16 protein-coding genes and 1 pseudogene are annotated in these 22,475 nt (G+C 74.2%); 6 read left to right on the top strand and 11 right to left on the bottom strand.

The window, feature by feature from the left end; translation table 11 throughout:
• Window positions 1–37: 37 nt before the first annotated feature.
• Window positions 38–496, top strand: coding sequence for a GyrI-like domain-containing protein (locus ACFWIC_RS20515; RefSeq protein WP_380519652.1), 459 nt, complete (start codon window positions 38–40; stop codon window positions 494–496).
• A gap of 260 nt (window positions 497–756) precedes the next feature.
• On the opposite strand, the gene ACFWIC_RS20510 is transcribed toward ACFWIC_RS20515, so the two are convergent.
• From ACFWIC_RS20510 to ACFWIC_RS20500, 3 genes are all read right to left on the bottom strand, one after another.
• Complete coding sequence (locus ACFWIC_RS20510) at window positions 757–1,422, bottom strand: response regulator (RefSeq protein ID WP_380519651.1); 666 nt, start codon at window positions 1,420–1,422, stop codon at window positions 757–759.
• Window positions 1,410–2,732 carry a sensor domain-containing protein gene (locus ACFWIC_RS20505; protein WP_380358034.1) on the bottom strand — a complete coding sequence of 441 codons (1,323 nt, stop codon included), beginning with the start codon at window positions 2,730–2,732 and terminating at the stop codon, window positions 1,410–1,412. Before ACFWIC_RS20505 ends, ACFWIC_RS20510 begins: the two co-directional genes overlap by 13 nt.
• A gap of 327 nt (window positions 2,733–3,059) precedes the next feature.
• Window positions 3,060–4,058, bottom strand: coding sequence for a DMT family transporter (locus tag ACFWIC_RS20500; protein ID WP_380519650.1), 999 nt, complete (start codon window positions 4,056–4,058; stop codon window positions 3,060–3,062).
• A 116-nt stretch (window positions 4,059–4,174) separates the two neighbouring features.
• On the opposite strand from ACFWIC_RS20500, the gene ACFWIC_RS20495 reads away from it, so the two are divergent.
• From ACFWIC_RS20495 to ACFWIC_RS20485, 3 genes are all read left to right on the top strand, one after another.
• Entirely contained in the window at window positions 4,175–5,065 is an 891-nt protein-coding gene (locus tag ACFWIC_RS20495) for a LysR substrate-binding domain-containing protein (RefSeq protein WP_380519649.1), read from the top strand.
• Between the two features lie 234 nt (window positions 5,066–5,299).
• Complete coding sequence (locus tag ACFWIC_RS20490) at window positions 5,300–6,211, top strand: hypothetical protein (RefSeq protein ID WP_380519648.1); 912 nt, start codon at window positions 5,300–5,302, stop codon at window positions 6,209–6,211.
• A gap of 341 nt (window positions 6,212–6,552) precedes the next feature.
• Window positions 6,553–7,416, top strand: a complete 864-nt coding sequence (locus tag ACFWIC_RS20485; protein WP_380519647.1) for a thermonuclease family protein — start codon at window positions 6,553–6,555, stop codon at window positions 7,414–7,416.
• 121 nt (window positions 7,417–7,537) lie between these two features.
• On the opposite strand, the gene ACFWIC_RS20480 is transcribed toward ACFWIC_RS20485, so the two are convergent.
• A complete protein-coding gene (locus ACFWIC_RS20480) occupies window positions 7,538–8,440 on the bottom strand; it encodes a geranyl diphosphate 2-C-methyltransferase (protein WP_329950926.1) in 903 nt (300 codons plus the stop codon).
• 15 nt (window positions 8,441–8,455) lie between these two features.
• A pseudogene (locus ACFWIC_RS20475) lies at window positions 8,456–9,577 on the bottom strand (family 2 encapsulin nanocompartment cargo protein terpene cyclase); the annotation flags it as partial.
• A gap of 881 nt (window positions 9,578–10,458) precedes the next feature.
• On the opposite strand from ACFWIC_RS20475, the gene ACFWIC_RS20470 reads away from it, so the two are divergent.
• Window positions 10,459–11,730: a serine hydrolase domain-containing protein gene (locus ACFWIC_RS20470; protein WP_380355192.1), complete on the top strand. Its 1,272-nt coding sequence runs from the start codon at window positions 10,459–10,461 to the stop codon at window positions 11,728–11,730.
• A 236-nt stretch (window positions 11,731–11,966) separates the two neighbouring features.
• Here the strand turns inward: ACFWIC_RS20470 and ACFWIC_RS20465 are convergent, their stop codons facing one another.
• A complete protein-coding gene (locus ACFWIC_RS20465) occupies window positions 11,967–12,863 on the bottom strand; it encodes a serine protein kinase RIO (RefSeq protein ID WP_380519646.1) in 897 nt (298 codons plus the stop codon).
• A gap of 362 nt (window positions 12,864–13,225) precedes the next feature.
• Entirely contained in the window at window positions 13,226–13,942 is a 717-nt protein-coding gene (locus tag ACFWIC_RS20460) for a flavodoxin family protein (RefSeq protein WP_380519645.1), read from the bottom strand.
• A gap of 257 nt (window positions 13,943–14,199) precedes the next feature.
• Here ACFWIC_RS20460 and ACFWIC_RS20455 point away from each other — a divergent pair, with 257 nt between their 5' ends.
• A complete protein-coding gene (locus ACFWIC_RS20455) occupies window positions 14,200–15,525 on the top strand; it encodes an NAD(P)/FAD-dependent oxidoreductase (RefSeq protein ID WP_380519644.1) in 1,326 nt (441 codons plus the stop codon).
• Between the two features lie 29 nt (window positions 15,526–15,554).
• Here ACFWIC_RS20455 and ACFWIC_RS20450 read toward each other — a convergent pair whose 3' ends face one another.
• The 4 genes from ACFWIC_RS20450 to ACFWIC_RS20435 form a co-directional block, all read right to left on the bottom strand.
• Window positions 15,555–16,283 carry a DUF5995 family protein gene (locus tag ACFWIC_RS20450; RefSeq protein WP_329950930.1) on the bottom strand — a complete coding sequence of 243 codons (729 nt, stop codon included), beginning with the start codon at window positions 16,281–16,283 and terminating at the stop codon, window positions 15,555–15,557.
• 146 nt (window positions 16,284–16,429) lie between these two features.
• Entirely contained in the window at window positions 16,430–16,846 is a 417-nt protein-coding gene (locus ACFWIC_RS20445; RefSeq protein WP_329878402.1) for a YrdB family protein, read from the bottom strand.
• Window positions 16,847–17,115: 269 nt separating this feature from the next.
• Window positions 17,116–20,283, bottom strand: a complete 3,168-nt coding sequence (locus ACFWIC_RS20440) for an acyltransferase family protein (protein ID WP_380519643.1) — start codon at window positions 20,281–20,283, stop codon at window positions 17,116–17,118.
• Window positions 20,284–20,299: 16 nt separating this feature from the next.
• Window positions 20,300–22,012 carry a glycosyltransferase family 2 protein gene (locus tag ACFWIC_RS20435; protein ID WP_380519642.1) on the bottom strand — a complete coding sequence of 571 codons (1,713 nt, stop codon included), beginning with the start codon at window positions 22,010–22,012 and terminating at the stop codon, window positions 20,300–20,302.
• Window positions 22,013–22,475: the final 463 nt, after the last annotated feature.

The following is a 22,475-nucleotide window of genomic DNA, read 5'->3' as shown; positions in this document are numbered from 1 at the left end:
ACTGTTCGATTCACGCCGATCGAACGGAGGGGACGTCGTGTTCACCGTGGAGGACATTCCGGAATTCCGGATCGCCTACCTGAGGCACGTCGGCCCGTACGGGCCCGGAAATGCCGCCCCGATGGAAAGGCTCAAGGAATGGGCCACCACCAACGGCCTGTTCCGGGCCGACTCGGTCGTCCTGGGGATCGCCCGGGACGACCCCGCGCGGACGACGCCGCAGAACTGCAGGTACGACGCGTGCCTCGTCCTTCCGCAGGACGCCGGGATCCCGCACGGCGAGGTCGAGGAGGCCCGACTGGCCGGCGGCCGTCACGCGGTCCTGGTCGTCCCGCACACCCCCGAGGGGTTGTCACGCGCCTGGGCCGGACTGTTCCACGCGCTGACAGGTGCGGGTTTCAGTCCGGACCCCGGGCGGCCGATTCTCGAACGGTACCGTCCACAGATGCTCGACGCTCACCTGTGCGAGATCTGCGTTCCCGTCCTCCCCTGCTGAGACGAGCCGGTTTCTTCGCACGGCCGTGAATACCCACCCCCCCCCCCGGGGAAATTCAATCGAAAGGCTACGGGGCAGGCGCCCGTCGCCGCTCGTCGGGCCCGGGAGTCCGCATTCAGGGGGCGGCGGCTTCCCGCAGGACGCAGGCCGGTTCGCGCGGCTGGGAGAACATCGGCCGGTGGCCGGTCTCCGGCTCGACCACGTGCCAGGAGACCGGAGAGCGTCAGCGGGTGGTGACCCGGCCCCGGGACGTCCGGCGGCTACTCGCCGCGCTGATCGGCGAGGTGGGCCAGGACGGCGAGGACGCGCCGGTTGCCCTCGGCCGGGTCGAGGTCCAGCTTCATGAAGATGTTCCCGCAGTGCTTGACCACCGAGGCCTCGGTGATGTTCAGCCGGGCGCCGAGGGCCTGGTTGTTCAGGCCCTCCGCCATCAGCCCCAGCACCTCCCGCTCGCGCGGGGTGAGCCGGCCGAGCGGCCGGTCCGCGGAACGGCCCCGGAGCAGGACGCGGACCACCTCCGGGTCGATCACCGTCTCACCGGCGGCCACCCGGCGCAGCGCGTCCAGGAAGTCGCCGACGTCGCCGACCCGGTCCTTGAGGAGGTAGCCGAGCCCGGCCTGCTGCGCGCCCGCGGCACCGAGCAGCCGGGTGGCGTACGGGGTGGCCACGTACTGGGAGAGGACCAGGACGGGCAGGTCGGTGTGGCGCTCGCGGAGTTCCAGGGCGGCGCGGAGTCCCTCGTCGTGGAAGCCGGGTGGCATCCGGACGTCGGTGACGACGGCGTCCGGCCGTTCGGCGTCCACGGCGTCGGCGAGCGCGACCGCGTCGCCGACGGCGGCGACCACCCGGTGGCCGCCCCGGGTGAGCAGTTCGACGAGGCCGGCCCGGAGCAGGACGGCGTCCTCGGCGATGACTAGCCGGAGCACGGCACCTCCAGCCGGAGCCTGGTCGGCCCGCCGGTCGGGCTGGTCACCATGAGTCGTCCTCTCAGGATCGCGACCCGGTCGGCCAGTCCCTGGAGCCCGGCCCCGGCGGCCGGGTCGGCTCCGCCGCGGCCGTCGTCGGTCACCTGGACCACCAGCCGGCCGTCCGCGACCCGTCCGTGGACGCTGACGGCGGTGGCACCGCTGTGTTTGGCGGCGTTGGTGAGGGCCTCGGTGACCGTGAAGTAGGCGGTGCTCTCGACCGGGCCGGGCAGCCGGCCGGGCAGGTCGAGGTCGACCTCGACGGGGACCGGGTGGCGCAGCGCGATCTCGGCGACGGCCGCGGCGAGCCCGTGGTCGGTGAGCACCTGGGGGTGGATGCCGCGGACCAGGTCGCGCAGCTGTTCCAGCGCCAGCCGGGCCTCGGCCCGGGCACGGTCGACGAGCACGGCGGCCGGGTCCTCGTCGGTCCGGCCTCCCGGTCCACCCGCCCGGCCGTCGCGCTCGTCGGCCCCCGCACCCGGCGGGTGGGCCCGCTCGCGCAGTTCGTGGGCGGCGAGGCCGAGCGTCATGGTGAGGGCGACGAGCTGCTGCTGGGCACCGTCGTGCAGGTCGCGCTCGATGCGGCGCCGCTCGGCCTCGAAGGCGTCGGCCAACCGGGCCCGGGAGCGGGTCAGTTCGACGACCTGGCGACCGAGGTCCTCCTCCCGCGGGCCGAGCAGCAACCGGGCCAGCCGGACGTGGGCGGTGGTCAGCAGCGCGCCGGCGTAGGAGCCGAGCAGCAGGCCGACGAGGCCGGCCCCGGTCGCCGGGAGCGCGTGGAGCGGCCCCGGGACGGCATGGCCGGGGATCAGCATGACGGTCTCGGGGGCGAGCGCCCACACCACGACCGGGCTGACGACCAGGGCCGCGGAGAACACCAGCAGGGCGGTCAGGCCGAGTCCGGCGGCGGTGAGCACCGGACCGACCAGCGCGGTGTGGGCGAGTTCGCGCCAGGTCGCGCGCTCGCGCAGACGGGTCCGCAGCCGGGCGCGACGGCCGGCGCCGGGCAGCGCGCGGTGCGGGTCCGGCACGGCGTTCGGTTCGACCAGCCGGAGCCGGCGGCGTTCGAGGGCGCCGGCGGGCAGGCCGGCGAGGGCGACGGCGAGCAGCAGCGGCAGGCCGATGCCGGCCACGGAGAGGGCGAGTCCGAGCAGTGCGAGGACGACGAGGAGCACCGTCGTCAGCAGCCCGATCAGGGCGCCGCCGACCAGGTAGGCCCAGCAGCGCACCGTGTGGGGCGTGAACGGGAAGCGGAGCGGTCGGGCGCGCAGCGCGGCCCAGACGGCGACGGGCGGCGACGGCGGTTCGGGGCCGTCGGCCGGGGGCTCGTTCGCCGCGAGCCCGGCGCGGAGGGGCCCACCCGCGCGCCCGGCGGCCGGCGCGGCCTCGACCACACCGGACGTACCCGGCGCGGAGTCGTCCGCCGTCGCGGCGTCCGCCGTCGGGGCGTCCGGCGCTGGGGCGTCCGCCGTCACGGCGTCCGGCACCGGGAAGTCCGACGCAGGCGCGTCCGGTGCGTCGCCACCCGGGTACCAGCCACGAAGGGCCGTGCTCGTACGGCCTCCGTCACCTGCCCGCCCCTTGCCCATCAACCCACCCTAACCGACCGGCTGACGCGCCTTCCGGCGGCTCGGGAAGCCCCGGCGGCTCCGACCGTCCCCGCCACCTGCCCCGCCGCCGGCCTCACCGCCCGCCCCCGCCCCGGCGGGGGCCGGGGGCCGGGTGAGGGCGACCGCGGCGATCACGGCGAGCCCGCCGAACAACGCGTTCCAGCCGACCGGCTCCGCGAGCAGGAGGGCCCCGAGCGCCGTCGACCAGAGCGGGGTCACGTAGGTGACGGCGGCGGCCACGGCGGTGCCCGCCGTGCGGACCAGGTTGAGGCTGAGGATGTAGGCCACTCCGGTGCCGAGGGCGCCGAGCACCAGCAGGGCGGCGGCCGGTCCGGCGCCGGGCCAGTGCGGGGCACCGGCGACGAAGGGTGCGACCAGGAGCAGTTCGGCACCACCGCAGGCGATCTGCACGGCGGACAGGGCGGTCGCCGACTCCGGGCGGCCCGCGAGGTGGCGCCGCAGGTAGGCGAACCCGGCGCCGTAACAGCAGGCGGCGGCCAGGCAGGCCAGACCGCCGACCGCGTCGACGGAACCGGCGCCGGCGCCGCGCCAGACGCCCAGGACGGTGAGCACCCCGGCGAAGCCGAGGCCGAGGCCGGCGAGCCGGCGCGGGCCGGGGCGGCGTTCCCCGGCGACGGTGGCGACCGCGAAGAGCAGGGTGAACAGCGGGGTGGTGGCGTTCAGCACGCCGGCCAGCACCGAGCTGACCCGCGTCTCGCCGTAGGAGAAGAGGACGAACGGCGCCGCGTTCAGCAGGACGGCCGCCACCGCGGAGTGGCCCCAGGTGGCGAGCGAGCGCGGGGCGGCCTCCCGGCGGACGGCGAGGATCGCCCAGAGTGCCGCGGCGCCGAGGAGGCATCGCCAGCAGGCCACCCAGACCGGCGGCACGCCCGCGTCGGCGGCCACCTTGATCAACGCGAAGCTCGCGCCCCAGATCGCCGACAGTGCCACGAACCCCGGCCACCAGCGCTGCCGCACCCGGACCACCCGCCCTTCCTCGTCGCCCCGACCGGGTGTCCCCGGCCGACCGCGTGGACAGAGGGTGGCTCGTCGGCGGACCATGAGTCCAACAAGTCATGGTGCGCAGCAGATGAGGAAGTCTCATGACCCCCGAGGTGAACCTGGCCCAGCTCAGGGCGCTGGTCGCGGTGGCCGACGCGGGCGGCTTCGGGGCGGCGGCGGCCGAGCTGGGCATCAGCCAGTCCGCGGTCTCGCACGCGGTGGCGGCCCTGGAACGGGTCCTGGGCGCGCCCGTGCTGCACCGGGCCGCACCGGCCCGGCCGACCCCGCTGGGCGAACGGATCCTGCCGCACGCCCGGACGGCGGTCGCCTCCGCGGCGGCCGTCCGCACGATCGCCGCCCGCCACTCGGGCGGGCTCACCGGAACGGTCCGGCTGGCCGCGCCCACGACCGTCTGCCAGGGGCTGCTGCCCGGGCTGCTGCACGACTGGCGGGCCGCGCACCCGCGGCTGACCGTGCGGGTCTTCGAGGGCGAGGACGACGAGCTGACCGCCTGGCTGGAGGCGGGCACCGTGGACGCGGCGGTCCTGATCGACACGACCCAGGTGCCGCCGGGCGCGGTCACGCTCGGCTCGGACGCCATGCACGCGCTGCTCCGTCGCGACCATCCGCTGGCGGGGGAGGACACCGTGGACGTGGCCGAGCTGGAGGACGACGACTTCCTGCTCTCCGAGGGCGGTTGCGAACGCCAGATCCGGGAGGCGTACCGCCGGGCGGGCGTCCGGTTCGCACCCCGGCACCGGATCCGGGACCTCAACACGCTGATCGGCATGGTGCACGCGGGCGTGGGCGTCTCGGTGATGCCCTCGCTGGCGCAGCCGATGCTTCCGGCGGACTGCGTGCTCGTCCCGATCCGGCCCGCCGTGCACCGGACGCTCACACTCACCGGTCCGACCGGTCGACCGTGGTCCCCGGCGGTCGCGGGCCTGCTGACCGCCGTCCGCGCCAAGCGGATCGAGGCCCGCCCGTCCTGACCAACTACGCGTCACAGCAAGTGACTTGATGCTGAGTCGCTTGTACCGCAGGAGCCGCCCGAACGGAATCCGCATTTCGTCGTACGACATGCGGGGGGACCGCGGGCGAGGATGGCCGTGGCATGTTCGCGCTGAACGGTCAAGGCGGGGCGCCACATCTCCGCCGGCCGTGGTCTCTCTCCGCACGTACCCGCACCTCACCCGAAGGCAGGTACTCCGATGAACCTCCGCGCCATGACCCGCAAGCTCCTCCTCACCGGCGCCGCCGTCGTCCTCGGCGGCACGCTGGCCACCCTCCCGGCGCAGGCCGCCGGGCTCTCCCCCGCACCGGTCGCAGCCGCCGCACCGGCCGCAGCCGCCGCGGTCGCGGCCTCCCCGCTGCTCGCCGCGCTCTCGCCCGGCGGCGCCGGGGTCCACCAGTGGAACGGATCCACCTGGATCCAGGTCGGCGGCCCGGCGGGCACCGTCGTGAGCGGCGGCGGCGTCCTGGCCGCCACCAACCCCACCACCGGGGACCTCTACCGCTACGACGGCGCCGCGTGGTCCCGGATCGGCGGCCCCGGACGCCAGTTCGCGATCGACGGCTCCGGCCGCATCTACGGCCTGTCCCCCGACGGCAGCGGCGTCTTCCAGTGGAACGGCGGCACCTCCTGGACCCAGGTCGGCGGCCCCGCCGGCACCATCACCGCCGGAGGCGGCAACACCCTGATCGCCACCAACCCCACCACCGGCGACGTCTACCGGTACAACGGGGCGGCCTTCAACTGGTCCCGGATCGGCGGGCCCGGGCGCCAGTTCGCCGTCGACGGCTCCGGCCGGATCTTCGGACTCACCCCCGACGGCAGTGCCGTCTTCCAGTGGAACGGCGGCACCTCCTGGACCCAGGTCGGCGGCCCCGCCGCCACCATCACCGCCGGAGGCGGCAACACCCTGATCGCCACCAACCCCACCACCGGCGACGCCTACCGGTCCTTCGGCTCCGGCTCCGGCTGGGCCCGGATCGGCGGACCGGGCGCCGAGTTCGTGATCGACGGCGTCGGCCGGATCTTCGCCCTGTCCCCCGACCGCGGCGGCGTCTTCCAGTGGCTCAACGGCACCACGTGGAACCGGATCGGCGGCCCGGCGGGCCGACTCACCGCCTCCTGACCGACCGGCACCGATCCGAATGACCGACCGACCGGCTGACCCACGGCCCCACTGACCGCCCGACCGGAGAACGCCCCGGTGCCGATCCCCCCCGGCACCGGGGCGTTCCCGTCCCCCGCGCCGGGGAGCACCGCACGACAGCCCCCACCGGGTCGCGCGCCGGACCGGCGACGCGCCGAACGGGGAACGCCGGGGGTGATTGAACCGGATCGGACACGAACCTACAGTGGCGCCACCCCGCCGCCTCCCACCACCGGGGCCGCACCGGCCGTGACGGACCCCCACGGACCGGCACCCCCGACCGGGCGGGCGGCCTCCGTCGCCACCACGAAGAGGCTGCCATGACGATGCTCCTGGTCCACGGCTCGTTCAAGATCATCGGTTCCGAGCCGGACGGCGACACCGTCCGCTTCGTCCCGCTCGATCCGAAGGCCTGGGACCGGCTCCCCGGCTGTCCGGTCAAGCACAGCGCCGCCACCGGCGAGACCAGACTGCGGCTCGACGCCGTGGACGCCCTGGAGACCCACTACGACCGGACCGGCCCCGAGGTCAGCCAGCCGCACGAGTTCGCCCACGCCGCCCGGGACGCGCTGCTCGCCTTCCTCGGCTTCAGCCACGTCCAGCACGAGGGAGAGAAGGTCGTCGCCGCCACTCCCGCCACCACGCCCGGCTGGATCGCCACCCTCGGCGCCGACAACCTCGGCCGCTGCGTCGCCCTGGTCGGCGTCGGCGCCCCGCCCGGCGCCGACGGCAGCCAGGTCCAGATGGACGTCCCGCTGCTGCGGACCACCGCCAACCACGACCTGCTCTCCAGGGGGCTGGCCTACCCCACCTTCTACAGCAAGCTCTTCGCGGACCTCCGCACCGAACTCACCACCGTCGCCCACCAGGCCCGCACGGAGAAGAAGGGACTCTGGCGGGACGACGTCACCACCTCCGCCACCGGCGCGGTCATCCCCACCATGGAGGCGCTCACCGGCCTGGTGCTGCTGCCCAAGCTGTTCCGGCGGCTGGTCGACCACTTCAACCTGGTCGGGACCTCCCTCACCTGCCTCCCCGCCTTCCTCGCCGGGGCGCAGGACGAGGTCAAGGTCATCCCGACCGACCGGACCGAGCTGAGCCTCAAGCCGCTGGTCCAGGTCCTCGACGGCAACGCCGTGCGGATGACCGTCGAGGTCGAGGACCTCGTCTTCAGCGAGGGCTGAGCGGGCGCCGCCCCGGCGCGGGCCCGGACACACCGCCGCCGCCCGCGGCCCGGCGGCTGGCCGGGCCGCGGGCGGCGGACAGCGGTGCGCGTCGGACGCCGTCGTTTCAGGCGCCGTCGTGTCAGACGCGGTCGGCGGCGATCAGGACGTACTGGAAGGAGCCGTCCCGGTACGAGTTGATGAACGCCTCCTCGATGCCCGTGACCAGCGAGGACGCGGTGGCCCGCAGCTCCCAGTAGGGCAGGGTCGCCGGGGTCAGGTCGATGACGGCGGCGGGCACCAGCCGGTTGTCGGCCATGGCCCGCAGGTACTCGCGGCGGGAGTGGATGTTGCACTCGAAGTGCGCGTTGATCTGCGACACGTACTTCGACGGCTGGCCGTAGATGGGGTTCCAGCAGCCCGTGATGGTCACGTACCGGCCGCCCACCGACAGGATGCGGGAGTGCTCGGCGAAGAGGTCGTGCAGGTCGACGTACATGCTGGACTCGTTGTTCCAGGACGAGCGGACCGAGCCGGTGTCGAACGGCGTGGCCAGCATGTTGCAGACCCGGGCGCGGACCGAGTCGTCGATGCCCAGCTCCCGGGCGCGGCGGTTGCCGAAGTCGGCCTGCTTGGCGGAGAGCGTGACGCCCTCGACCTTGGCCCCGAAGCGCTGGTGGGCCATCACCATGGAGCCGCCGCGGCCGCAGCCGGCGTCGACGAGCGTGTCGCCGGCCGTGACGTCGCCGAGGTGGTCCAGGAGGACGCCGGTCTGTGCGGACTCCAGCCGGTGCAGTTCGGCGATCACCTTCTTCTCGCGCTCGCTGTCACCCGGCTCGCCCAGCGCGGAGTGGTCGACGTCGCCGATGCCGTAGTGGTGGTGGTAGAGGCCGTCGACGTCGCCGAGGCGCAGGTTGACGGGCCGTGCCTCATGGTCCCAGTAGCGGGCGATGTCGCCCTGGTAGGGGGTGGCCGGCCCGGGGACGGTGGCGGCGCCGTTCAAGGGGGCGGACCCGTTCAGGGGGGTGATGTCGGTCGTGGTCATCGGTCATCTCCTCGCTTACCAGAAATCAGGCAGGCTGTAGCGGTAGGTGTTGGTCTGGTGCCAGTTGTGGTTGCCGTCGACCCAGACGGCGACGCCGCGCAGGAAGCGCACCACGGTCGGTACCGGGCAGGCGGCGGCCAGGGCGGCCGCCTCCGCCTCGAAGGCGTGCATGAGCTCGTTGTGGACCTCGACGCCCTTCAGGTAGGCGTCCCGCTCGGAGACGCCCTCGCGTTCGGCGATCACCACGGGCAGGTTGAGGTGCCGGCCGGGGCTGGCGAGCTCCTTGGTGTAGGAGTACAGGTCGTTGACGATCGTGGTGGCGTTGGAGGCCAGCGCGATGACCCGTTGCAGGGCGGGCTGGGCGTGGAGGTCCGACGGCAGTTCGTAGCCACCGACCGTGTCCGTGATGGTGGGGCAGGGGCGGAAGTTGTTGAACTGGCGCATCGCCAGGTACTCCCACACCTCGGGGACGTACTCGGTCTCCGACCAGGCGGCCTCGGCGAGGTAGCCGAGGTGGAGGCGGGCCATGTCGTGCCGGAACCGGTCCGCCTGGGCGGGGGTGGCCGTGCGGGTGAAGTAGTCCATCGCGGAGCGGTACGCGCGCCGGGGGGCGTCCGACCCGAGGGACTCCGCCCAGTCCGGCCCGTAGGCCTGCGTGGTGTGGAGCGGGTCGAGCGCGGTGTGGGCGAGCAGGAGCCGCCCACCGAGGCCGACCGGCGAACCGCCGTGGTCCTCGCAGTAGTAGTCGTCGACGGCGTTCTCGGCGGCCATCAGCCGCGTCGCGATCATCAGGTGGTCGACGGTCGGGGCGTCGGGGTGGCAGGTGACCATGTAGCGGCCGAGCGTGAAGCCGTCGAACTGGTCCTCCCACTCCGGCGGGTAGAGCTGGACCTCGTCCTCCGCCCAGGCCTTGATCCGGCGGCTGACCTCCGCCACCCGCTCGGGGTCGGGCTCCGGCACCGGGTGCCAGTACAGGCCGGGGATCGGGTCGCCGGTCTTCGGCGGGCCCGCCTCGGGCGCCGGGCGTGACGTTTCGCCAGCGTCCGAACCGGATGCCTCGGCCACCTCCGGCGCCTCGTCGCGCGGCGCGAAGTGCAGGCCCGCCGTGCCCAGCCCGCTGGGACCGCGAAGGATCCGGTCCAGGGCCACGGAACTCACGACCGCACCGCTTCCGTCCGGACGTGCTCCGGCACGCCTCGCTCGGCCACGGTCCGAGCGTCCTCCGGTACGCGCCGCGCGGCGGCGGGGACGAACCGCGCGCGCCATGGCGTCCGCGGCGTCTCCGGCCTGGTGCCCAGGGGCATGGGGGAGCCTCCCTCCGAGAAGGAACTACAGGGGATGACGGATCGTCATATAACCCGGCGGGAACGGGATCTCCGCAAGCGGACCCGTCTCGCTCGCTTCCCAACGGTAGGCGGGGTGGCAGGTCTGGAACGAGCCGAACGATCTTCTACACCCGATCGGGTGAACGTATCCACCTACCGTGTTTGAAGCGCACCGGCGGGGAATCGTCGACCGTCCGACCTCCCTCCACCCGGGGCCGGAACGACTTCCCCGCACGCCAGGGCACCCTCCCCCCACCTGTCGGCGGATCCGGCCGACCACACGAACCCGCGCCGATCCCCCGGATCCGAAACCCGCCACCGCCCGGACACGGGCGCCACGCACGGCATCACCCCCGGCCGAAATCGATCCCACGTTCGGTAGAGATCACTTCAGTTCGATTCCCGGCAGCCTCCCCCGGGCGACCGTCCGGGCGGTGGACATGGCCGGTGGACAGGGCCGGTGGACAGGGCCGGCGGGCAAGGCCGGTGAACGAGCCGGCGGGTCCGCCGGGATGCGGGCGCGACAGCCGACCGGGGTACAACTTCCCTGCGGTGCGGTCTCCTTCCGGCGGCGTATGCGGGTACCTCCGGGGGCCGAGGAGCGGGTCCTCAGTCAGGGCGACGATCCGGTGGCGAGCAGCCGGGAGGCTGAGGTCGGGGCGGACGCGGTTCGCCCACAACCGAGGAGAAACCGTGAAACGTCGCCTGGCCTACGTCGTGGCCGCAGCGGCCTGTCTCGTCCTGGCCGCGCCCGCGGCCCCCGCGCTCGCTTCGGCGGCGGGCGCCCCGTCCACGGCCGAAGCGGCCGAACCCACCGAGTCCACCGAGTCCACGGCGACCGCCGACGCGGCCGAGGGCGAGGACGGCCGGTCCGACCGGTCCGCCGCCCGGCAGCGCCGGCAGGCCCTGGCGGCACTGACCTCCGCCGGAGCGGTCTCCGCGATCGCCGAGATCCGCGACCGCGGCGGGGTCTGGCGGGGCGCCTCGGGGGTGTCCGACCTCGCGACCGGCGCGCCCGTACGCGGCGACGGGCGCTTCCGGGCGGGCAGCGTGACCAAGGTCTTCGTCGCCACCACCGTGCTGCAACTGGTCGGCGAGCGCCGCATCGGTCTGGACGACGCCGTGGAGAAGCACCTGCCGGGCCTCGTGCCGAACGGCGCGAACGTCACGGTGCGCCAGCTGCTGAACCACACGTCGGGGCTCTGGGATCCGACCAACGAGAGCGGCGGCATCTTCCCCGAACTGTTCGACCCTGCGGTGTTCCGCGCCTGGTTCGCCGACGGCGGGCTACAGCGCACCGTCACCGCCCGCCAGTTGGTCGCGGCCTCCGCCGCCCACGCGCCGTACTTCGCACCGGGCGCCGAGTGGCGGTACTCCAACACCAACTACGCGCTGCTCGGCCTCCTGATCGAGAAGGCCACCGGGCGCGAGTACGGCCAGGAGATCACCCGGCGCGTCCTGCGGCCGCTCGGGATGGACGACAGCTCGTTCCCCGGCAGCGCGAGCGCGATCCCCGGCCCGCACGCCCACGGGTACTGGACGATCGTCGACGAGGCGGGGCCGGTCCGCACGACGTACGTGGACGTCACCGAGCACAACCCCACCTGGGCCGGCGCCGCGGGGGCGCTGATTTCCAGCACCGACGACCTGGTCCGCTTCGAACGAGCTCTGCTCAGGGGACAGTTGCTGCCCGCTTGGCTGATGCGAGAGATGACGGCCGCGGTGCCGACCGAGCCCGGCGGGCACCAGCTCGACTACGGCCTCGGCCTGGCGCGATACCAGCTCTCGTGCGGACCGGTGCTCGGGCACAACGGCGGCATCTTCGGCTACGACACCCAGCTCTGGGGCACCGCCGACCGCCAGGTCGCGCTCTCGTACACCGGCCGCGGCGACGAGCAGGACGAGGCCGCCCAGATCACGGCGATGCGGGCGTTCCTCGAAACGGCTTTTTGCGGCGGCCGCTGAACGGTCGGTCCGGACGGCGGCGGTATGACTTATCGTCCACGCGGCTGACGGGGAACGGGGAGGCGGCCGGAAGTCCACCGGCGGCCTGCGGACGTTGTCGGCGAGGTCCTGGGCGGCGCCTGCGGCGCGGCGGGCGCGTCGATCGCGGCCCAGGAACTCCGGTCGACAGGTGAGCGAGACTCACCACCGCAGGCGCGCCGGACATGGCCGTCGCCGGGGCCTGTCCCGGCGACGGGCTACCGCAGGCGCGTGTCCCGGGCCAGCGAGTCGATGAGCTCCTCGACGCTCCGCTCGGGCAGGCCCCGGGACACGAACCACGCGCCGACGTTGCGCACATCCCGCTCCAGGAACGACAGGCCGCGCGGGTTCGCGATGACGTCCACGATCTGCGGGACGTCGATGATCACCAACTGGCCCTGACGAACCAGGATGTTGTAGGCCGACAGGTCCCCGTGCGCGTAGCCGTCGGCCGCCAGCAGCGACAGGCTGCGGCCGAGCTGCCGCCAAAGATCCCCGATGTCGGCCTCCTCCGAGCGGAGTTGGGCGAGCCGGGGCGCCGCGGTGCCGTCCACGGTCCCGACGAACTCCATCAGGATCTCGGTCCCGGTGATCTGCACCGGGTAGGGCACGGCCACCCCCGCCGTCCAGAGCCGGCAGAGCGCCGAGAACTCGGCCGCCGCCCACTGGCCGGCGATGGCCTCCTTGCCGAACGCGGTGCGCTTGGCCATCGCCCGGGAGATCCTGGACTCCTTGTGCTGGCGGCCCTCCAGGTAGCCGGAGTCGCGGTGGAACATCCGGTGCTGGGAGTCCCGGTAGCGCTTGGCCGCCATCAGGGTGCGCCGCCCGGTGCCCGGGACACCGCGCTCCAGCAGGAAGACGTCGGCCTCCTTGCCCGTCTTGACGATCCCGAGCTCGGTGTCCACGGCCGCGAGTTCGGTCACCACCCAGGCGGGCCGCGGCTCGGGCCCCTTCTCGGTGGGGGTGGACCGGTCCCAGGTGGACCAGCGGTCGCCCTCCGCCGGACCGTCGGCGGAGGGCGGGGACAGGAGGGCGGACTCGTCGAGGCCGCCCTCGGAGGTGCCGGCCGTCCCGGCGGGGAAGTACTCGGGCTCGAAACCGTCGAACCCGTCCAACCCCTCGGACCGGCGGCCGCGCCGGGACCCGCCCCTGGGACGGATACGGGAGAAGGAATCACTGTCGGAATAACGCTCGCGCACTGCGGTGGCTCCTGAGGAGATGACCCACCGGGGCGCGACCGATGCGACGCGCTGTCAGCCGGTGGGGAGAAGACGTACGAGGGGGGCGTATGGCGCGCGCACGAAGGCGCGCCGCATCACGGCGGCAACCATCCGGACACACCTCCTCGTCATCGACTCCTCGCACCGCATCGGCGAGGACACCCAGAACCTAAACGGCCGCCTCCCCCGGCGCAACCCGTTTATCTCCCCCTCCCACCGGGGCCGGTCCCCGTCCGCCGGCCGCCGGCGGCGCCCCCTCAGCGGTGCTCGGGGTTCTCGAAGTCGAAGCGGCAGCCGGCGTCCCACTCGGAACGCTGGTTGCCGTGGGCGGGGATGCCGCCGGCGTCCTTGAGCATCCTCGCCACGTGGAGGAGGTTCCAGGTCATGAAGGTGGTGTTGCGGTTGGTGAAGTCGTTGCCGGGGCCGCCCGAGCCGGGGTCGAGGTAGGACGGGCCGGGGCCCGCCTCGCCGACCCAGCCGGCGTCGGCCTGCGGAGGGACGGTGTAGCCGAGGTGCTGGAGGGAGTAGAGGACGTTCATCGCGCAGTGCTTGGCGCCGTCCTCGTTGCCGGTGATCAGGCAGCCGCCGACGCGGCCGTAGTAGGCGTACTGGCCCTCCGCGTTGAGGACGGAGGAACAGGCGTAGAGGCGTTCGACGACCTTCTTCATGACCGAGGAGTTGTCACCGAGCCAGACCGGGCCGGCCAGGACGAGGATGTCGGCGGCCATCACCTGGCTGTAGAGGACGGGCCAGTCGTCGGTCTCCCAGCCGTGCTCGGTCATGTCGGGCCAGACGCCGGTGGCGATGTCGTGGTCCACGGCCCGCAGGACGTCGACCTGGACGCCCTGGCGCTGCATGATCCCGGTGCTGAGGTCGATCAGGCCCCGGGTGTGGCTGCGTTCGGGTGAACGCTTGAGGGTGCAGTTGATCACCAGGGCGCGCAGGTCGTTGTAGGCGGCGGGCGGCGAGGACATCGGCGGCCTTTCCACGGCGGACGGTCACCCACCAGTCCACCCCGGCGCCCGTGGCCGCGCCCGCCGGGCTGCGCCGACCGGGCTGCCGGGCACCCGTGCCCGTACCGGTGGGCGGGGGGACGCCGGTCCCGGCCGGGCCGGCAGGACCACCCTCGGGGACGACGACGCCCGCCCCTGCGCGCGTCACCATCGTTCCGTCCCCTCCCCTCGGCCCGGACGACAGCGACAGCGACAGCGACAGCAGAAGGAGAGCGCCCATGGCCCCGAACGCCTCCCCCGGTACTTCCGGTACTTCCGGTACTCACGCCTCGCCCACCGCCCCCGTCTCCCCCGCGCGTCCCGCGCACCCGCGCCGGGTCGCCGTCGTCGGCGCCGGGATGGTCGGGCTGGCCACCGCCTGGTTCCTCCAGGAGCACGGCGTCGAGGTCACCGTCCTCGACCGCGAGGACGTCTGCGCGGGCGCGTCCCGGGGGAACGCCGGGTGGCTGACGCCGGGGCTGGCGTCCCCGCTGCCGGAACCGGCGGTCCTGCGCTTCGGGCTGCGCGCGGTGTTCGACCCGGCCTCCCCGGTGTACGTGCCCCCGAGCACCGACCCCGGGCTGCTGCGGTTCCTCGCCGGGTTCGTCCGGCACAGCACACCCGGTCGGTGGCGGCGCGGGATGGCGGCGCTGGTCCCGCTGAACCGGCTGGCGCTGCCGGCCTTCGACCTCCTGGCGGCGGGCGGGGTCGCGGCACGGACGCTCCCGGCGGCCTCGTTCCTCGCCGCGTTCCGGACGGCCGCTGAACGGCGGAGTCTGGTCGCGGAGTTGCACCACCTGCGGGTCGCGGGCCAGCCGGTGGAGCACGAGGTGCTGGACGGCGGGCAGGCCCGGGCGGTGGAGCCGGCGCTCTCGGAGCGGATCGGCGCGGCGGTGCTGCTGCAGGGCCAGCGGTACCTGGACCCGGGCCGATTCGTGCACGCCCTGGCCGAGGCCGTGCGCGGACGCGGCGGGACGATCCTGCCGGGCACCGCCGTCGGGGCGCTCCGGGACCGGGGCGGGCGGGTCGAGCTGTTCACCGGAGACGGGGACGCCGAGGACTTCGACGCGGTGGTGCTGGCGGGCGGCGTCCACCTCGGGGACCTGGCACGCCGGTTCGGCGTGCGGTCGGTCGTCCAGGCGGGTCGCGGCTACAGCTTCGACGTGGCGGTGCGCCGGCCCCCGGCCGGGCCGGTGTACTTCCCGGCGCAGCGGGTGGCCTGCACGCCGTTGGGCGACCGGTTGAGGGTGGCCGGGATGATGGAGTTCCGCCGGCCGGGCGCACCGCTCGACGGCCGCCGGGTCCGGGCGGTCGCGGAGGCGGCGCGACCGCTGCTGGAGGGGGCCGATCTGGACGACCGCCGGAACGTGTGGGTCGGCTCGCGGCCGTGCACGCCGGACGGGCTGCCGCTGGTCGGCGCCACCCGCTCGCCCCGGGTGTTCGTGGCGGGCGGGCACGGGATGTGGGGGATGACGCTGGGCCCGGCCACCGGACGGCTGCTCGCCGAGGCGGTCGCCACGGGGCGTCCCCCGGCCGTGCTGGCACCGTTCGACCCGCTGCGCTGAGCCGTCGGCGTGCGCGTGGGAGGTCGGTGTCAGACGTCGCCGTCCGGCTGCTCCACCGGCGGCAGGACGGGGGTGAGCAGCATCCGTCCGGCGGGGGCGGTGGTGCCGGTGACGGCGGTCAGCGTGGCGTCGTACACCGGGCGGAGGTTGCGCTGGTGCCAGAGGGCCTCGGTGGTGGCCCAGGCCGCGTCCCGGGCGCGGGCGACGGAGAAGCTGGCGACGAGGTGCTTCAGGGGCTCGGCGGCGCGGGTGTCGGCCTTGCCGATCTGCACCTCGAAGGAGGCCCGCACCTCGGCCTCGACCTGGGTGAGCAGTTCGTTGACCTTGAGGTAGTCGGCATGGACGGGCGGGGTGTCGGGCGTGGTGCGGCACTCGATGCAGGTGGTCACGACGGCGAGCGCGAGGTCGTGGTTGATGTGGGCGTTCATTCCGGCGAACGCGAACTGGATCGGCCAGACCACCCGGTCGGCGCGGCCCTCGAACAACGGCTGCCAGGCGGCGTTGACCGGGCGCCCGGTCTCGGCGGCGTCCACGGCGTCGAAGTAGAGGTTGGCGAAGTCGACGTCGAGGTGTTCGACGAACGCCCGGTCCTGGAAGGAGCCGGCAGTCAACCGTTCGCCGACGAGTTCGGTGACGCGCAGGTACATCCGGTTGAAGCAGGCGACGCCGTCCCGCGGGTCCAGCCGGGCCTTGGTCGCGCGCATCCGCTCGATGACCTCGTCGACGCTCTGCGCGGCCCTGGCCCGTGGCTGGGTCATGGGGTTCCCTTCCGTAGCGGTCTCCGGCGGACGGTCGGCCCACCGGCTGCCACGTATACACACCGGGCACCGCCCCCGGGCCCGCGCGCCGCCCGGACACACCGCCCCCGGTCACCCGAACCGCCGTACGGCCGCGTCGCCTCCCGTCACCCGGCGGGTGCGGCCGCTCCGGGAGCGCGGTCGACGGCCGACGTGCGGAAGGTCTCGGCCACCGCGATGTTGGCGACCGTCACGCCCGCCATGACTCCCGCCGCGACGGGGTGCCCCACCGCCCAGAGAGCGGCGGCGCCGCCGCCGAGCACCACCGCCTTGACCGCGAGGACGAGCGGAAGCCCCGGCCGCAGCCGTGCCCGGGGGGCGGCGAACAGCGCCCAGAGCACGATGCCCGCCAGCGGCGCCCCGACCCCGAGCAGGATCCGCAGGACGCCCTCGTGGCCTGCGCCGAACCCCCACCAGCCCAGCGAGCCCAAGGCGGCGAGTTCGATCAGGAAGGCCAGAACCTCGTTGGCGGCGTACCAGGGCCGTGCACCGGGCCCGGCCTCACCGACGTTGTCCCCCGCCACGCGCGCCTCCTCTGTATCGGTGGCCCCAGCATGACACCGGGCCCGGTGCGGCGGGCAGGGTGGCCACCGCTTCTCGCGGCGACGGGGCGCAGCGACACGGAGTGGAACGCGGCGGGGCGGCGCGGCGGGGCGACGTGTCGGCGCCCACGGGCTCGGCCGCGATCCGTCGGATCGTCCTCCGGTGGAACGCCGCGGGCCGCCACCGGACGCGGCCCGGGCCGGGGAGCACGTGGCTCCCCGGCCCGGGCCGGTCACTCGCGCCGTACGGGCTACGGCTTGGCCGCGCCCGCGGTCGCGCCCGCTCCTGCGGCCGTTCCCGCACCCGTTCCCGCACCGGCCGTCGTGCCCGACACCGGGCCCGCCTTCGCCGAGACGGCGACGTAGTCGACCCGCATCGGGTGGCCGGGTTCCGTCGCCGGGCCGGGGGTGCCGCCGAAGGCGGCGGGGAGGTTGCCGCCGACGGCGACGTTCAGGATCAGGAACAGCCCGTGGTTGACGGCCCTGTCCCAGGTCGCGCGGTCCATCTGCGCGGCCGCCACCCGGTGGAACTCGCGGCCGTCGAGGTACCAGCGGACCTGTTCGGCGCCGGCCGTGAGGTCGACCTCGACCGCGTACCGGTGGAAGCCGGTGCGGCAGTCCGCGCCGCACGGCTGGTCGCCCGAGCCGAGGCCCCGGGGTTCCTGGCAGGGTCCCCCGTCGAGGACACCGCAGTGCATCGTGCCGAAGACCGTGTCCCGGCCGTTGACCTGCTCCATCACGTCCAGCTCGCCGATGGCCGGCCAGCCGGTGTACCCGTTGCGCAGGTCGGCGCCGAGGGTCCAGAACGCGGGCCAGTACCCGGCGGCGGCGGGGCCGGTGACGTCGGGCAGGGCGAGCGAGGCCTCGATCCGCAGCACTCCGCCGGGCGGCGGCGCGAAGTCGGCGCGACGGGACTCGATCCGGCCCGAGGACCACCGGCCGTTCGCGTCCCGGGTGGGCACGATCTCCAGCGCGCCCTTGCCGTCGAGGCGCACGTTGTCGGTCGAGTCGGTCATCGTCTCGATCTCGCCGGTGCCCCACTGCGGGGCCGGGCAGCCGGGGTAGCAGGTGCCCAGGTCGTACTGCCAGTTGGCGGTGTCGGGGCGGCTGCCGGCCTGGCCGTCGAAGTCGTCCCGGAGCAGGTGGGTCCATCCGTCCGGACCCACCGGGCCCACCGGGGTGCCCGGGCCGCCGGACCCGCCGGGAGCGGCGCCCCTGGCGGGCAGTGCGCCCGCCTCGACCAGCAGCCGCTCCAGTCGCGGAGTCAGGACGACCGCCGCGACGTTGGTCAGGTGCGTGTCGTCCCGGTAGAGCAGGATGCGCTCCAGGACGGCCGGGCAACTCCGCCCGTTGCCGGGGCAGATGACCGAGTTGACCTCGACCGACTGCACGCCGGGCAGCCGGCCGGCGGCGATCTCGTCGGCCAGCGGGTCGGCCCACAGGGCCCGGTCGCGGGAGAACTCGCAGGTGGCCGGGTCGTCGGTGTGGCCGGAGATGCAGGCCGGGACGTCGGTCCCGGGGATCGGGGTGTCGCGCAGGTAGACGATCGGCACGCCCAGCTCGCGCAGCGGCGTCAGGGTCTTCTCCCAGCCCCGGAGCAGGAGTTGACGGTCGTCGGTGTAGCGGTTGAGGGTCGAGACGACGATCAGCCGGGGCTTGGGGCCCTCCTTGAGCCGGGCCAGGGCGTTGTCCCGCCAGGTGTCGCACTCCCGGTAGGGGCGACCCAACTGCGGGTTGATCACGTCGAGTTCCGGGAGCGGGCAGCCCTGCTTGACCAACTCCTCCAGCGCCCAGCGCCGTTCGGCGGCCATGGCGAGCAGCGCGGAGAACCACTGGCCGGCGTGCGAGTCGCCGAGCAGCACGATCCGGTCCGGGCTGTCCACCACGCCGAACCGGCAGTCGGGGCTGGTGGTGGCGGCCGGCGCCACCTCGCACTCGCCGTCCGGCGGGAAGTCCTTGCGGGCCTGGACGGCGTCCGGGACCACCGCCGGGCCGCCCTTCGGCGGGGCGGCGGTGCGCACCAGCAACGAGGTGCCGTCGGGCGAGCCGGGCGGCAGGCCCTGGAGGTCGACGGGAGAGGCGGGGCCGAGCAGGCGCAGCGTCCCGGTGCCGACGACCAGCGCCAGCATCACCGGGACGACGACCGCGGTGAGCCCCAACGAGAGCCCCCGGCGCGGGAGTTCGGAGACGGTCCGGCTGCCGCGGAGCGGCCGTTCGACCCAGCGCATGACGGCGGCGGCGGGCAGCGCGGCGGCGGCGGTGAGCGCCACCTTGACGGGCCAGCCGAGGGCGCCGAACTGCGCGCCGGCGAGGACCAGGACCGGCCAGTGCCAGAGGTAGAGGTTGTAGGAGAGCCGGCCGAGGGCACGCGGCACGCGGGTGCCGAGCACCCGGTCCACGCCGAGGACGGCGGTGGCACCGGCCCGGTCGGGCGTCCCCGCCAGGATCACGGCGGCGGTGCCGAGGGTCGGGACGAGCGCGGCGACGCCCGGGTACGGGGTGGTGTGGTCGTACGCGAGCACGCAGCCGACGACGGCCAGCGCACCGCCCCACCCGACGAGCAGGCGCAGCGACCGCGGCCCGCGCAGCAGGTGCCAGGGCAGCAGGGCGAGCAGGGCGCCGACCCCGAACTGCCAGACGCGGGAGGGCGTGCCGAGGTAGGCGAGCGAGACGGAGTCCTGCGTCCAGTGCAGCGAGAGCGCGAAGGAGCCGACGGTCAGGACGGCCGCGATCACGGCCGCCACGGGCCGGACCGACCGGCCGCGGCCGTCGGGGCGGCCCTTGCGGACCACCCGGAGCACCAGGTAGCAGGTGAGCGCGAGCAGCGGCCCCCAGAAGAGGTAGAACTGCTCCTCGACGGCGAGCGACCAGAAGTGCAGCAGCGGGCTCTCGTCGCGGCCGGCCGCCAGGTAGTCGGTCTGCTGGGCGACGAACCGCCAGTTGGCGACGGAGAGCGCCGCCGCGAGGACGTCGTGCTCCAGGTCGGCTCGGCGCAGCGGGACGGTGAGCCAGGCGCCGACCAGCGCGACCGCGGCGAGCACGATGGCGGCGGACGGCAGCAGGCGCCGGGCCCGGCGGGAGAAGAACTCCCCGAGCCGGATGCGGCCGTTGGTGACGGCCTCGCGCACCAGCAGGCCGGTGATCAGGTAGCCGGAGATGACCAGGAAGACGTCAACGCCGACGAAGCCGCCGGCCAGGCCGGGGACGGAGGCGTGGAAGGCGAGGACGGCGAGGACCGCGACCGCGCGCAGGCCCTCGATGTCGGGCCGGAAGCCCGGCCGGGGCGCCGGGCCCGGGGCATCGGAACCCCGGGAGACGGCGCCCCGGGAGACGGCCCCCGGGGCTCCGGCGCCGCCGGGCGGCGGGCCGGGAATGGTGTAGGCATCCGGACGGAGTTCCGGAACCGCGGGCGTTTCCATGGGTGGTGACGACCTTTCAACCCAGCCAGGGCAGCATCGGGCGGACCCAGCCGGAGGCGAGCAGAGCGGTGAGCACGAGCGTGGCGGTGGCGGCCAGCCCCTCCGGCCAGCGCCGGGGGAGCATGCCGAAGCGGCTCGTGGGTGCGGACGACGCACTGCTTCGGGCGTCCCCCCTGATCTCGCCCACCAGGTCCCGGATCAGCGGTACGCCGATCTGCGCCTGGACCGCGAGGTACAGGCCGAGGCCCCAGTTGGGTTCCCATCCGTAGTGGGCGACGGCCAGGGCGAGCCCGGCCGCGCCGGCGCCGAGCGAGGCGATCAGCCAGGCCAGCGAGACCAGCACGACCTGCCTGGCCAGTCCGCCGGGCTTGGCCTTGCCCGCGCCGGTGGGCACCCAGGCGGCGCTGCGGCCGCGCAGGGTGTGCCAGAACGCGGCGCCGGCGGCGGCGCTCATCAGCACGTTGGAGCGGATCACCTCGATCCGCCAGCGGGTGCGGCTGACCCTGGGCAGCAGGACGTGCCAGAGCCAGAGCGGCGCGAGCATCGGCAGGACGTGCCAGGGCCGGATCTGGTCCGGGTACCAGAACATCATCACCAGCGGCGGCAGTGGCGCGACGAAGATGTTCACGGCGGCGGCGAGGTAGCCGACGATGCCCTCGTAGAAGCAGAGCCGCATCCGCCAGGGTGCGCCGATCCGCTTGAGTTCGGGCGAGCCGAGCAGGTGCAGGTTGCCCATCGCCCAGCGGTACTGCTGGTTGACGAAGGAGGCGAGGTTGTCGGGCGAGGTGCCCTTGGCGACCAGCACCGGCACGTAGAGCGTGCGGTAGCCCTTGGCGTACAGGCCGAGGCCGGTGAAGAGGTCCTCGCTGTGGTCGAGCCGGGCGAAGCCGCCGGCCGCGTCGATGGCGGCGCGCCGGTAGACGGCGTTGCTGCCGCAGCAGATGGCGGCGTCGCTGGCGTCCCGGGACGGCTGGATCCAGCGGAAGAACCACTCCTGCGCGGCGCCGGCGGAGCGCTGGATCCACCCCATCGTCTCGTCGGTGTCGAAGCACTGCGGGCTCTGGACGATGCCGGTCCGCGGGTCCGCGAAGTACGGGACGAGGTGGCGCAGGAAGTCGGGCCTGGGCGCGAAGTCCGCGTCCAGGATCGCGATGAACTCCGCCTTGCTGAGCGTGAGCGCGTGGTTGAGGTTGCCGGCCTTCTTGAGGTGGCCCCGGTCGGGGCGCACCACGTACTCGTAGCCGTGGGCGGCGGCGAGCGCGGCCACCTCGGGCCGGTCGCCGTCGTCGAGCACCCAGACGGTCAGCGCGCCGGGCCAGTCGACCGCGGAGACCGCCCGGTAGGCGTTCTCCAGGATGTCCAACGGCTCACCGCAGGTGGGCAGGTAGAGGTCGACGGTGGGTAGTTCGTCCGGGTCCCAGGCGTGCACGAGGACTTCGTGCGACTGCCGGGTGAGCCGGCGGCTGCGCAGGCTGTTGACGGAGGAGAGCACCAGCGCCACCACGTTCAGCGCCAGTACCGCGAGGAAGATCCAGAGTGCGGGCGTCCGCAGCGCGAACGTGAACATCGTCCCGGCCGTGAAGACGAACGCGGCCGAGGTGGCGACCAGCACCCAACGGCGCTGTGGTCCGAAGTACCAGTAGAGCTCCTGATCCGAAGGAGGTTGAGGAAGGTGCCCGACGGGCTCGGTAAGCCCCGTCCGAACAGGCGGAATCTCTTGGACAGTCATATGGCCCCCACAGCCGTGTTTCTGACAGCTCCACGGTCACAGTACCCCATTGGTATAGACCATTCGCCCACTCGTCCGACGGCCGGACCTCACCCCTGCCCCACTAGACCGACCAGCCCACCCCCGCCCGTAAAGCAGCAGGCCACAGTAGGGTTAACAGTCCTCCAACATCCCTGCGGACACGCCCTCGAAGGGCCGTTCGGGCAGGCCGGAAACCGCCCCACGCGCCTCTCACGGCCCCCTGCGACACACGATTGCCACAGACGCGGAACGCGTGTACACGGACACCGGACGGGCGCGGACCCACGGCCCGGACGGGGGCCCGGACGGGGCGGGGCAGGCGGGGGCCCCGGCGGGGCGGCGAACGACAGTGGGGCGGGGGCCCCGGAAACCGGGGCCGCCCCCCCGGGGGGGGGAATGGTTTTAAAGACCCCCGCGGGGGGGCCGGGCGGGGAAACACCCC

This window comes from Kitasatospora sp. NPDC127035, assembly GCF_042726075.1.
Taxonomy (GTDB): domain Bacteria; phylum Actinomycetota; class Actinomycetes; order Streptomycetales; family Streptomycetaceae; genus Kitasatospora.
The sequence above is the reverse complement of the archived record's forward strand: the minus strand, read 5'-3'. Positions and strand labels throughout refer to the sequence as shown.